At 54.7% G+C, this 12990-nt stretch carries 13 protein-coding genes and 1 pseudogene; 13 read left to right on the forward strand and 1 reads right to left on the reverse strand.

Features of this window, described 5'->3' with window-relative positions; genetic code table 11:
* Positions 1 to 59 precede the first annotated feature (59 nt).
* From ABC336_RS19245 to map, 6 genes are all read left to right on the forward strand, one after another.
* A complete protein-coding gene (locus tag ABC336_RS19245) occupies positions 60 to 1931 on the forward strand; it encodes a flagellar assembly protein A (protein ID WP_413240176.1) in 1872 nt (623 codons plus the stop codon).
* Entirely contained in the window at positions 1921 to 2976 is a 1056-nt protein-coding gene (locus ABC336_RS19250; protein ID WP_413240177.1) for an HD-GYP domain-containing protein, read from the forward strand. The genes ABC336_RS19245 and ABC336_RS19250 overlap by 11 nt, the downstream gene beginning before the upstream one ends.
* A 41-nt stretch (positions 2977 to 3017) precedes the next feature.
* Positions 3018 to 3596 (forward strand): hypothetical protein, encoded by a 579-nt coding sequence (locus tag ABC336_RS19255; RefSeq protein WP_413240178.1) that lies wholly within the window; start codon positions 3018 to 3020, stop codon positions 3594 to 3596.
* Positions 3597 to 3747: 151 nt separating this feature from the next.
* Positions 3748 to 3942 carry a hypothetical protein gene (locus ABC336_RS19260; RefSeq protein WP_413240179.1) on the forward strand — a complete coding sequence of 65 codons (195 nt, stop codon included), beginning with the start codon at positions 3748 to 3750 and terminating at the stop codon, positions 3940 to 3942.
* A 185-nt stretch (positions 3943 to 4127) separates the two neighbouring features.
* The gene (locus tag ABC336_RS19265; protein ID WP_413240180.1) at positions 4128 to 4313 is read left to right on the forward strand and encodes a hypothetical protein; all 186 of its coding nucleotides are present in this window, start codon (positions 4128 to 4130) and stop codon (positions 4311 to 4313) included.
* 167 nt (positions 4314 to 4480) lie between these two features.
* On the forward strand, positions 4481 to 5251 hold the full coding sequence (map, locus tag ABC336_RS19270; protein WP_413240181.1) for a type I methionyl aminopeptidase: 771 nt from the start codon (positions 4481 to 4483) through the stop codon (positions 5249 to 5251).
* On the opposite strand, the gene ABC336_RS19275 is transcribed toward map, so the two are convergent.
* A complete protein-coding gene (locus ABC336_RS19275) occupies positions 5242 to 6039 on the reverse strand; it encodes a hypothetical protein (protein WP_413240182.1) in 798 nt (265 codons plus the stop codon). The two genes, map and ABC336_RS19275, sit on opposite strands and share 10 nt — an antisense overlap.
* 483 nt (positions 6040 to 6522) lie before the next feature.
* On the opposite strand from ABC336_RS19275, the gene coxB reads away from it, so the two are divergent.
* From coxB to ABC336_RS19310, 7 genes and pseudogenes are all read left to right on the forward strand, one after another.
* Positions 6523 to 7575, forward strand: coding sequence for a cytochrome c oxidase subunit II (gene coxB, locus ABC336_RS19280; RefSeq protein WP_413240183.1), 1053 nt, complete (start codon positions 6523 to 6525; stop codon positions 7573 to 7575).
* A 28-nt stretch (positions 7576 to 7603) separates the two neighbouring features.
* Positions 7604 to 9449: pseudogene (gene ctaD / locus ABC336_RS19285) on the forward strand (cytochrome c oxidase subunit I).
* Entirely contained in the window at positions 9446 to 10066 is a 621-nt protein-coding gene (locus ABC336_RS19290) for a cytochrome (ubi)quinol oxidase subunit III (protein ID WP_413240184.1), read from the forward strand. Before ctaD ends, ABC336_RS19290 begins: the two are co-directional and overlap by 4 nt.
* A 3-nt stretch (positions 10067 to 10069) precedes the next feature.
* The gene (locus ABC336_RS19295; protein WP_413240185.1) at positions 10070 to 10393 is read left to right on the forward strand and encodes a cytochrome C oxidase subunit IV family protein; all 324 of its coding nucleotides are present in this window, start codon (positions 10070 to 10072) and stop codon (positions 10391 to 10393) included.
* A gap of 80 nt (positions 10394 to 10473) precedes the next feature.
* Complete coding sequence (gene ctaG / locus ABC336_RS19300; protein WP_413240186.1) at positions 10474 to 11394, forward strand: cytochrome c oxidase assembly factor CtaG; 921 nt, start codon at positions 10474 to 10476, stop codon at positions 11392 to 11394.
* 457 nt (positions 11395 to 11851) lie between these two features.
* Complete coding sequence (locus ABC336_RS19305) at positions 11852 to 12565, forward strand: hypothetical protein (RefSeq protein WP_413240187.1); 714 nt, start codon at positions 11852 to 11854, stop codon at positions 12563 to 12565.
* Positions 12566 to 12602: 37 nt separating this feature from the next.
* Complete coding sequence (locus tag ABC336_RS19310) at positions 12603 to 12989, forward strand: GntR family transcriptional regulator (protein ID WP_413240188.1); 387 nt, start codon at positions 12603 to 12605, stop codon at positions 12987 to 12989.
* Position 12990: the final 1 nt, after the last annotated feature.

A 12990-nucleotide genomic window follows, 5' to 3' on the forward strand; every position in this document is an offset into this window, starting at 1 on the left:
ATCCCTGACTAGATGGGTTGGCTTTGCTGTTTATTTTGCGTGGAAGGAATGTGATTCCAATGTCTTCTCGGATGTCGGAAGACCAGTTATTCGAGTTGATCAGCCAGTTGGATCTCCAAGAGGATGAGGGAGCATTGCGGGAGCCGCAATCAGGTCCCTCAATTGGCATGCGCGCTTTCCTGAAGATCAAGGACAACCGGATCGAGTTGCTCCCTACCGGTGAGCCGGGCGAAGACCCGTTCATCGAAGCAGCTCCTCCCGTCAGACTCCGGATCAATGGCGAGCCGCTGGCGAGCCGCTGTCAGGTGCAGCCCGGGGATCAGGTGGAGTGGGAGCTCGAGGAGACGCCGCAGTTCCATATCAAATTCTCGCCGGACCGGATGCGTGCATGGTTCGTCCTGCTCGCCAATGAGCGTCATCGGCTGCGGCTGCAGGATACACCGGCAACCGCTGAACTGCTGGTCAAGACGGAACGGGTACCGTATGAACTGCCCAAACGGCTGACCCTGATCGATATCGCTCCCGAGCTCGAACAATTCGCGATGGTGAAGGTGGATTATCAGGCTATCCAGCGCGAACTCGACCATCCTACCTATCAGCCTGTGTTGATCGCCAGAGGCAAGGATCCAACCCCCGGCAGAGACGCGACGCTGGAAATCTTCTTCAAGGAGCAGATCATCAGCGAGTTCGAAGAGGTCAACGGTATGATCGATTACCGCAACCATTTGAAAATCCCGTCCGTGAAAGTGGGCGAGCTGGTCGCCCGCAAAATCCCGCTGGTCCCCGGACTCCCGGGCTATGATGTATTTGGAACGCCGATCGACCCGCCGCGCTCCAAGGACATCATGCTGGTGGCCAAAAACCATATCCGGCTGGCCCATCATGACGCATACGCGCTCAAGGAGGGCCGGCCGCGGATCACCGGCGAGCGCATCAAGCTGATCGATATTACGACTACGCATGTCGTGCCGGGAGATGTCGATATGAAGACGGGCAACATCGTATTCTCCGGAGACGTGATCATCTACGGCAATATTACCGACGGCATGATCGTAGAAGCGCTCGGTGATATCTACGTCATGGGCAATGTCTATCGCGCCACTGCCACAGCAACGGGAAGCATCTATATCAAGGGCAACGCTATCGGCAGCAAGCTTTATTCCGGACATTACGGCGTGCTATTCAATCGGTTGTGCACGCACTCGAACAATCTGAACGGTCAACTCCAGCAGCTGCGGAGCACCATGAAGCAGCTGGGGACGATGGCAGTGTCAAGAGGTCAGACCGTCTCGCAGCGGCAGATGTTCCAGCTGCTGCTGGAAACCAAGTTCCGGCAGATCCCGCTTACCGTCAAGGAAATCCTGCAGTGCATCTCCAATATCCAGCAGATCCAGAACGGTCAGTTGGGCGAGCTGAAGAACAAGCTGCAAGAGCTGCAGCTGCCGCTTCGGGAAACCTCCAATCTGTCAAAGCTGTTAGATGAGCTGCAATTCATCCTGATCGAGACAGTGGATTCCATCAAGCGGTGTGAGGAGCTGGACGTGCGAACCGAGCTGGAGCAGTGCAACATGACCAGCATCATGTCGGGCGGAGACATCGTGATCAAAAAGCAGGGAGTTGTGCAAAGCCAGCTGTTCTCCAAAGGGCATATCGTCTTTCATGAGCATGACTCGGTGTGCCGGGGCTCTCAATTGGAGGCGGAGGGCTCGATCTCGGCGATGATCGTGGGCGGCAAATCCGGCGGCAGTACCCTACTAAAGGCGGGCGAGCGGGTAGTGGTCTCCCGGATGTACGAAGGCAGGGTAGTCGTAGGGCGGTTTGCCAGGGATATCCTGGAGCCAGTCGAACAAATGGAGTTTCGCGTCCGCCAGAACCGCCTGGTGATGAATTCTACTCAAGACAGAAACGGAGAATCGGATCGTGTGTGCTGAGCATCAGACCGGCAATCATCCCTTCATAGGCCGCAGTCTCAATAAAAATGTATATACCAAACATCATGTGCTGGCGTGGCCGGCGCATACACTGATCACGGAGCAGGTGCTGCGCAAGCTCTACTCGCTGGGTGTGGAGCTGACGGAGGCTGATGTCGAGCCGCGGCATGCCGCTGTCGACCGAGTCCTGGAGCATGCGGTGACCGAGATGAAGGGGATCTTTCACTTCGCCCGGGATACCGGGCAGCTCATCGTGGAGGATATCCAGGCCCGGGTCGTACCGATGGTCCGGCAATCGGCGGAAGCGGGCATGCTGTACGAATGGCTTAACAAACTGCAGACAGAGGACGATGTGACCTGCCGGCACAGCATTGCTGTCGCAATGGTGGCCGTGCTGATCGGTCAATGGCTCCAGCTGGATGATGAGCAGATCAGCCTGCTGGCGACGGCAGGCCTGCTGCATGACGTCGGCAAGCTTCGCGTGCCGGCATCGATCCTTAACAAGCCCGGCAGATTGAGCGCCGAAGAGTTTGCCGAGATGAAGCGGCATGCCGAGTACGGCTACGAGATGCTGACAGGTCAGTCCGGCATCGAGGACAAGATCGCGCTGGTCGCTTTGCGGCATCACGAGAGAATGGATGGCAGCGGCTACCCTTTTGGCTTGCGGGGCGATGAGATCGATCTCGCCAGCCGCATCGTGGCGGTAGCCGATGTCTTCCATGCCATGCTCTCCAAACGGGTGTACAAAAATGAGCTTCCCTTCTACCAGGTCATTAAGGAAATCTCGCAATCCGCTTTTGATCAGTTCGATGCCCAGGTCGTCACCGTCTTTGCACGGAGGATGATGGAGACGATGATCGGCAGCCAGGTGCTTCTCTCGGACCGAAGGGTAGGCACGGTCCTGTCGGTGAACCCTCACGACCCGGCCAACCCTCTGGTGCGTGCCGGAGAACAGTTCATTGATCTGAGCGCATGCAGAGAGCTGAACATTGTGCATTTTGTGCCATCTGCTAATGACCGTTTCGGAGAAGAAGAATCGCGTTAATATATATGGTAGACCTATGAGACGAAAGAGGATGCGACTAGATGAGAAAATGGCTTCGAAGATTGATGCTGCTGGTCCTGGTGCTGCTCGTGCTGCTCGGGCTGGGAATATGGGGCGCGTTGCGATACATATCGCCCGAGGAGGAGCTTGATCTGGCATCCGAACCGATACGGCTGGACAGCAAGGCGCGGGACATCCTCACCGGTGGTGAACTTGAGCTGGTGCTGACCGAAGCCGATGTCGAGTCGCTGATCAAAGCCCAGTTGAGGGAGAATCCGCAGCTGGCGCCAGATATCCGGATTACGGGCGCGCGCTCCGAACTGGCAACCGATCGGTTAACCGCCCATGTCAATCTCGAATACCGCGAACAGATCCCTGTAGGCGCAGTCGCGACGTACCGCCTAGTGTGGGAGGATCCTTATCTGACCGCGATTCCCGAAGGACTGCACATTCGTTCGATCCGGCTGCCGTCCCATCAGCTGGAGACGATCACTATGCCGATTGGCGGGCAGCTGCCCGATTTTATCCGGATCGGGGAGGTGGCCTGGGGCACAGACTCGATCCGCATCGGGCTGGAGAGCGAACTCAATCTGGGCGATTTGCTGGACAGACTCCCTTGAGCGCATGACGGAGAGTCCAGGAACATATAATGAAACGGAACTTCGAGAAGCATGAGCACATTTGTCCTCGTTTGAAACCGTCGTCGCTTTTTTGTTATAATAATCGCAATATATTCGGGCAATATAAGCTGGACGAAGGGGGCGACGGATCATGGTGGAGGGGTGGATTACCTGGCTGTTGGTAGCCTTTGGTATTGTCGTGGCCGTTGCCGGTGTCTATGCTTATTTCCGCTTGATCTCTGCAACCTCGGTCGACCGGCAGGCGTCTGACAAGGAACAGCAGCGCCAGATGCCGGAGGCTGATGAACAGGCAGCGCCTCACTATTCTGACCGCAAGGAGGGTTGAGCGGGTCGCTTCCGGGCTGTTCATACTTGCAAAGAAATGGTATACTGGTGGAAGAAAACTTAACTTAATAGCTGTTGCCCATGGATTACCTTCACAAACGTGTGGATCGCTTGAACTGAAAGATGTGTTGGGTATACTCGTACATTGCATTGGGACGACCATCCTACATTACGGGAGGGGATTTCATGGCCAAACGAAGCCATAATGAAGTCAAGGACAGTCTGAGTGAATTAACGAGAATTTTTCAGCCGAAGGACCCCAGGAAATTTGTCAAGGATTATATCCGCAAGTATCGCATCACCGGCGGATATGAAGAGGAACTGACCATGCTTGTGGAGCGAGAGCTTGGCAAGATGAATTCGGTCGGTTAACCGCTGTATGGGATGACCGATAATGTATATTGAACCGTACCGATTTTCGGTACGGTTTTTCTTTGTGGGGAATTTGTGAGATATTTGCCCCTTCTTGCGAATAGCGTGGAGAGAGAAGGCGTGCCGGGCAGGCGCGCCGCCATCCAGGCGGTATAGGAGGCGGCATAATGGGGAAAGCAAGGACTACCGAAGAAATTAACCAAATTGCCAAGGCGGGACAGATCGTCGGCGCTTGTCATCGACAGATTGCCCGCTGGCTGCTCCCTGGTGTAAGCACGGCGGAGATCGACCGCTTGGCGGAACAGTTCATCCAGCGCCGGCGTGGAAAAGCAGCCCAAAAGGGCTATAAAGGCTTTCCCTATGCAATCTGCGCTTCAGTCAACGACATCGCATGCCATGGCTTTCCCGATGGACGGCCGCTGGCGCAGGGCGACATCGTCACCATCGATCTGGTAGTCGAATACAAAGGGTGGATGGCCGATTCGGCTTGGAGTTATGCGGTGGGCAAGACCGACCCGCAGGGAGACCATCTTCTCCGCACCGCCAAACGGGCATTGTACAAGGGGATCGCTGCGGCCAGGACGGGCAACCGTATCGGAGATATCGGATATGCGATCGAAACGTTTGTCAGGCGCTCGGGCTGTCAGGTCATTCCGGGCTTCGTAGGACACGGGATCGGCCGCGAGCTGCACGAGCCGCCCCAAGTCCCGCCGTGCGGGCTAGCAGGCACCGGCACCAGACTGCAGGAAGGGATGGTGCTGACGATCGAGCCGATTGTGACGCTGGGCCGGCCCGAGACATGGATGGCCCCGGACGGCTGGGCGGCGCGCACACGTGACGGAGCGCGGACGGCTCAGTTCGAGCATACGATAGCGATCACCAGGCACGGTCCGCGAATTCTAACACGATCGTCGGAGGCTGCGGGGCGTCAGCGCTGATCATCAGCCCCGGCCTGTGCCGCTTTGAGCTGACGGAGCCGCATGGGCGGGGTTGTGCCGCCGCCGAATTCGTATTCGGCCAGTTTATTGAATTCGCTCAGATAAGGCTGCAGCGGACGGTTCATCCAGGTCTCCCGGGCGTAATCGACCAGTTCATTGACGAAAAAACGGTTCGCCGAGATGTGCACTTCCTGCACATAAGGGCTGAGCTTCCGCAGTTTGACTGCAATCGTCTGCTTGAGCTCGGCAGACAGCATCTCGTGGTCGCTCACCGACAGATAGGAATTATAAGGAGTGACCAGATCCCGGTTATCCCAGTACGGGCTGCCGTCATCAATATTATAGACGCCTTTGCCGCTGCCGGTATTGTTCTGTTCGTACCCGTTCTTGCCGCCGGAGCGGGTGGTCCCTACGGCCGTCCAGTCGAGCACAAGTCCGACATAAGCATTTTTGTCGGTCAGCATGACGACGGCGCCGGCTACGCCCTGCGTCCGGGACAGCTTCCTGGAGAGATGCGAGCTGAACTCGAGATGGCTGTTGCGGTGACGGTCCGGGATGTCGCCGACAGGGCCATACATGCGGTCGCCCATCATTTTGGGATCATCCGCCTGCTGCGAGCCGTAATCGTATTCGCTGTCCTGGACTTTGCGGGTGTAGTTGCAGCCGCTGGCCGCAAGCAAAGTCGCCCCCGCAAGCAGGATCAAGATGGCTAAGCGGAGACCTCTTCCCAGAGCGGACAAGTCCGGATAACGGGCAGTTCGACATGAATCGTCAGGGGGGGTATTCATGCAGACTCCTCCTTCAAGAGCTAAGTGTTGTTAGGGTTAGCAGGCGGAAGTGATTTATACGTTCGGGCATCATACATAATTGACCATGGCACAGGTGCACAATGTAAGGAGGAAAACGGCTCTCCAGCTATACTGTCACCCCCCTCCAAGGCTTGGCAAACCGCTGATTTGACAGCTTTGAGAACAATTTGTGAACTGCAGTGTGATCATTGACAAAAGGGGGCATCAACTTTATATTTAATAAAGTGATTCTGTTTGCTGGGATAGCTATGTCATCTGGGTAGAAGTCACAGTATGCTGCATGTCGCACCGTCTTGTCGGAAGGCGGCCAAGACGCTTTCGATCACCATAACGCTGTCGAGTCGTGACGACTCCGGCCCAAGAGCTCCGCATAGTCGGGGCTAACGTTTTGTAGGGGTGCGTTAGAGGCGGAGAAGACATCGCACTGGCAGCTGTAGAAAACGTTTAAAGTGGGGTAGATGAATGATGAAACGGTGGCCTGTAGTAACACGGCTTCTGCCTCTGCTGGCAGGGCTTGCGCTTCTGTTGTCCGCCTGCGGCCGGGAGGACTTGTCCGCGCTCAGACCGCAGGGGCCGGTAGCAAGAGAACAATTTGGACTTATGCAATTGTCGATTTCCATCATGGTTGTCGTGGTCTTCGTAGTATTCGCGCTGGCGATCTATGTCCTGATCCGGTTCCGCCGCCGCAAGGGCGACGACACGATCCCTGTGCAGGTGGAAGGCAACCATAAGCTGGAGATTATCTGGACGGTTATTCCACTGATGCTGCTGGTCGTGCTCGGCGTACCTACGATCCAGTCAGTATTTGGTCTGGCCAAGGATTACAGTAGGGATGAGGATGCACTGCAGGTCAAAGTAACGGCTCATCAGTACTGGTGGGAGTTTGAGTATCCGCAATATGGCATCTCGACTGCGCAGGATCTGGTGATCCCGGAAGGCAAGATCATCTCCATCGAAGCCCAGACGGCCGATGTGCTCCACTCCTTCTGGATTCCGTCGCTCGCGGGCAAGATTGATACCAACCCTGGAGGCAACGTGAACCGGATGTACTTCCAGGCAGATCGGACAGGCGTTTTCCTCGGCAAGTGCGCTGAGCTGTGCGGACCTTCCCATGCCAACATGGACTTCAAGGTCAAAGCGGTAGACGAAGCTTCCTTTGAGCGGTGGACGACAGCTATGGCTGCGCCAGCTATACTGCCGGAGGATCCGGCAATTGCAGAGCTTCTGGCAAGCCAGTGTCTGACATGTCATGCGATCGGTGAGGAAGGCCTCGACGTCTATCCGAACCTGACCGGTATCGGCAGCCGTGAATCGGTAGCCGGCATCCTGGTCAATGTCCCTGAGGAAGAAACGGAACGGTACTCTAACGAAGGTACGGTGTACGAGAACCTGAAGCGCTGGATCGAAGACCCGCAAGGGATCAAGCCAGGCAATCTTATGCCGCAGGTTGATCTGACAGAAGAAGAAGTCGATGCGATCGCCAGGTATCTGGCCGATCAGAAATTAGAATATTAATCAACTGCGATAGAAGGAGGTACCAACTTTGGCTCATGGACACTCGGTCAAGCGTTACACCGGTTTAATGGACTGGCTGACAACGGTTGACCATAAGAAAATCGGGATCCTTTATTTGATCGCCGGCGGTTTCTTTTTTCTGATCGGAGGACTCGAGGCTATCCTGATTCGGATCCAGCTCTGGATGCCGATGAACGACTTCTTGAGTGCGGATATGTACAATCAGGTGCTGACGATGCACGGGACGACGATGATCTTCCTGGCGGCGATGCCGATCCTGTTCGCGCTGATGAATGCGATCGTACCGCTGCAGATCGGCGCACGCGACGTTGCCTTTCCATTTCTAAACTCGCTCGGGTTCTGGACGTTCCTGTTCGGCGGACTGCTGCTTAACATCAGCTGGTTCACGCAGGGGGGCGCGCCCAATGCGGGGTGGACGTCATACGTGCCGCTCGCAAGTCCGCTGTACAGCGACACCCATGGCGTTGACTTCTATGTCATCGGTCTGCAGATCGGGGATCGGTACGCTGATCGGCGGTATTAACTTCCTCGTTACGATTATCAACATGCGCGCACCTGGCATGAGCTTTATGCGGATGCCGATGTTCACATGGGCGATCTTCGTTACTTCGGCCCTGATCCTGTTCGCCTTCCCGGCACTGACAGTCGGTTTGGCGGCTCTGATGTTCGATCGATTATTCAGCGCCAATTTCTTTAACCCGGATATGGGCGGCAACGCGGTTCTCTGGGAGCATATTTTCTGGATTTTTGGTCACCCTGAAGTATATATCCTGATCCTGCCGGCCTTCGGCATCATCTCGGAAGTTATCGCGACCTTCTCGCGCAAGCGGTTGTTCGGTTACAGCTCGATGGTGTTCGCGACAGTACTGATCGGCTTCCTGGGCTTCATGGTATGGGCTCACCACATGTTCACCACCGGTCTCGGTCCGGTAGCGAATGCGTTGTTCTCCATCGCCACGATGCTGATTGCCGTTCCGACCGGGATCAAGATCTTCAACTGGATCTTCACCATGTGGGGCGGATCGATTATTTTCAACAGCGCCAATCTGTATGCGATCGGCTTCGTGCCGACGTTCGTTATGGGTGGTGTGACAGGGGTCATGCTGGCAGCTGCTCCGGCAGACTACCAGTATCATGATACGTATTTTGTTGTCGCTCACTTCCACTACGTTATCGTGGGCGGACTTGTGCTTGGTATCTTTGCAGGCTTGCATTACTGGTGGCCGAAGATGTTCGGCAAGATGCTCAATGAAACGCTCGGCAAGATTACGTTCTGGACTTTCTTTATCGGTTTCCATCTGACGTTCTTCGTACAGCACTTCCTCGGTCTGATGGGAATGCCGCGCCGGATCTATCAATACCTTGACGGGATGGGCTTCAACGAGATGAACCTGATCAGTACCATCGGCGCGATCCTGATGGGTATCGGTACGATCCTGTTCGTAGTCAACATCATCGTCACCGCGATGAGCAAACAAACGCTCGGCGCAGATCCGTGGGGAGACGGCCGTACCCTGGAGTGGACGATTCCATCGCCTCCGCCGGAGTACAACTTCCTCCAGACACCGCTTGTACGCGGTTATGACGCGCTGTGGAAAGAAAAAATGGACGGCAACAAGACGGTAACGCCTGCGGAGCCTGTCGGGCCGATCCATATGCCGTCGCCATCGATTCTGCCATTCATCATGTCGGTTGGTCTGTTCATTGGAGGTTTCGGCTTCATGTATCATCAGTACATTATCGGTGCAGCGGGCTTGCTCATCACATTCACATGTATGATCCTGCGTTCCCTCTACGACGATCATGGCTATCATATCGAGGTTGAAGAGCTGCAGAAAGGGGTGAAGGCATGAGCGCACATACACATGTAGACGGCCAATTGCCTCACGAGCCTGAGAAGGCTACCCTGGAAGGCCGCAATAAGGTCCTGGCATTCTGGTTGTTCCTAGGCGGCGAGACGGTGTTGTTCGGAACGTTGTTCTCGGTGTACCTTGCCCTGCGGGGTCAGGTGCTTGAGGGCAATCCGACAGCGAACGAGTTGTTTGATCTCCCGCTGGTCGCAGCGGCTACGTTCATCCTCCTGACCTCCAGTTTGACCAGTGTGTTCGCCATCCAGGCAATGCACCGCAACAATGTGAAGTCGATGATCAATTGGCTGATCGTGACAGTGCTGCTTGGGCTTGGCTTCCTTGCCCTTGAGGTCTATGAGTTTTTGCACTATCTGCATATGGGACATGGCTTTACAACCAGTGCCTTCAGTTCATCCTTTTACACACTGGTCGGCTTCCACGGCGCGCACGTAATCCTGGGTGTCGTCTGGATCTCCCTGCTGATCGGGCAAGTGTTCAAGAAAGGTTTGAATACCGTTACCGCGCCAAAGATCTATGTAGCTGGTCTATACTGGCACTTCGTGGACGTCGTATGGGTGTTCATCTTTACGGTCGTCTATCTGATGGGAAAGGTGGGCTAAGCGATGGCAGGCAACCATTCCAACACTGCTTCTGAAGGCAAAGGCAAGCGGCACCGCATCGAAGGGCCGCAAAAGCATATTGTCGCATATATCTTCTCCATCCTGTTGACGGTACTGGCGTTTGCCACTGTCGCCGCAGGCGAGATCAACTCGACGTTTACGTACATTTTGCTGGTCGTTATGGCCATTCTGCAAGTCTTTATCCAGATGTCCTTCTGGATGCATATGAAGGATCGCGGGCACATCTATGCGATCATCGGCATTTTCTTCGGTGTATTTGTAGTTTTCACCTGTGTCGTTATGGCCGAGTTTTGGGTTTGGTGGTAAGCGAGCGTCGATAGTAGGAAGAGAGGCGGGTCACTCAGGCGACCCCCTCTTTTTTCAAATTAACGGTTAAAGGGGAATCCATGATGCTTGGATTGCAATACTTCAGCTTTGAGGAATTGTGGAGCCCGATAGTTCTCTTTGTATTCGCAGCTATAGTCATCCTCTACTTCTATCTGGTCGGTCCTTGGCGCGAGCGCCATTATTCCATGGAGGCTACCGCTACTCTGAAGCAGAAAATTCTATTTGTGAGCGGCGTGGTGATGTACTACCTTGCCAATGGAGGTCCACTGGAGCTCCTCGGTCATCTGATCTTCTCGTTTCATATGACCAATATGGCTATATCGTACCTGGTGGTACCGCCGATGATCCTGCTTGGCGTGCCGGCGTTTCTGTGGCGGGCAGCCTTCAGCAAGTCCTTTTGGAAACGACTGCGGCCACTGATGCATCCGCTGATCACACTTATTCTATTTAATATATTGTTCTCGATCTACCATGTGCCAGAGGTGCATGAGTATGTGATGCTCAACTTCACGGTGCATCGGATTTACTTCTTCGTCCTGCTCGTTGCAGCTTTTATGATGTGGTGGCAGATCGTCAGTCCGGTTCCGGAGTGGAGTCGTCTGAACGGTGTCAAGAAGATGGGCTACATCTTCGCCAATGGTGTGCTGCTCACACCGGCCTGCGCGCTCATCATCTTCGCGCCGCAGTCGCTGTACCCGATGTACAGCGATCCGAATGTGTGGGTGCAGGCGATGGGCTATTGTCTGCCGGGCGACACTACTTGGCTGATAGAGCAATTCAGCGGTCCCGAGTACTTCAACTTCTTGCCGCCGATCGAGGATCAGCAGCTGGGCGGGGTCATCATGAAGCTCGTCCAGGAGTTTATGTATGGTGCGATCCTGATCTATGTCTTCAAGCAATGGTACCAGAAGGAGCATGCGGAGTCGGATGAGATGCCGAGCTCTAATCCGGGTTCTAACCCTAATCCTGGTACGGTATAAAATAACGGCCTTCGGGCTATTATTGAAAATAATGACCTCAAGGTAACGGATCGTTCTTCCGATCGCTGTTGTTCCCAGATTTCTTGATTTTTAATCCCTAACAGGGATGAAATCCGGGACAGCGTATGCTTCCGAAGCTAGCTTTTCTGCGAAAAGCTTTCAGGCGAACGCTACGTAGCATAAGCTCTCGAAGTCGCTTTCTTCCAGAAAGCGTTGACCAGAATCGATTCCGCACCCATCGGCACTTTCCAACAACCATAACGGCCTTCGGGCCGTTTTTTTGAATTCTAAGAATTTATATGTTGCACACATATATCAGCTTAGAATTCTCCGGAATGAAACGCGCTGCGCCGCCAAGGTCGGCGACAGCCGTTTCACCTTGTTTGACAAAAAAACAAGGTGTGATTATACTGTGTATAAAGTTATATACAGTATGATGACTTAAGGCGGTGATCGCATGAGTACATGGCAGGGCATCTGGCTGATCGTAAAGCATGAGCTGCGTAATGAACGGCTCGGGCTGCTGCTCAGTTTTCTCTTTTTTAACTACACCAGTTTCATTATGATTGCCGTGATCCACGACGCTTCCCCCTTTGATGGCTACACAGCCTGGATAGAGAATTTCCTCTTCCTGTCGCTGATTCCGATCTTCGGGTTCACGCTTAGCCGGACGATGATGCGGGTATGGTCGGAGGATACCTACACTTACAGGCTAGCCGACCTGCGGAGTATGCCGATTACATCCCGGCAGATTGCGGGCAGCCGGGTGCTGCAATTTATCATTTACTTTACCGCCGGCTGGTTTTATTTCTTCACCTTGAGCTACATTCTGGTCGGATGGGTACGCGGGATGGGATTTCTTGCGTTCGCGGGCTTCGCCTTGATGTGGTATGCCTATGGTGCCGCAGTCGGCTCTGCGTATCTCATGTTTGAGCTTGGGGTGAAGGGTAGGCAGTACATGTTTGCGACGCTGGTCTTCATGGCGGTGTTTGGTCTTGTGACCTATGGGCTGCACAGGGCCGGCATCGGATTGTTGCAGGAGAGCGCAGCGATGATGATGCAGGGCGCCTGGTGGCTGCCAACCGTTCTCCTGCTCACTGCAGCAGCTTTGGTCAGGCTGATCTATACGATCATTCAACGCCGGATCGAGAACCGCAATTTGTTCCATTAGCAGGGAGACAGATCCCAACCTCAAAGGTGGTGAAGGTGTGTGGCGTACAATCCAGATCAATGAACAGAGCGTGGAGCCGTTATATCATCAGATCGAAGTGCAGCTGCGCGCCCTGATTGTCAGCGGGCAGCTGCAGGAAGGGACACTCTTGCCGTCGATCCGGGAGTTTGCCCAGCAGCTCAAATGCAGCGTCATCACCATCCGCCGGGTGTATCAGGATCTTGAGGCGCAAGGGCTGCTAAGGACCAGGCAGGGGACAGGGACGTTTGTAGCCACAGTGGACTCGGCAGATCGGGACCGCCACCGGCTGGAAGGGGTCGTGCGGGCGCTGGATGAGGCGGTAGCCGCGGCGAGAAGAGTGCAATGCAGCAATGAAGAGCTGGAGGCGCTGTTCCGTGAAGCATTGCGTAGAGACGATGGATGAA

The organism is Paenibacillus jepli (genome assembly GCF_047238105.1).
In the GTDB taxonomy this organism is placed as follows: domain Bacteria; phylum Bacillota; class Bacilli; order Paenibacillales; family Paenibacillaceae; genus Paenibacillus_D.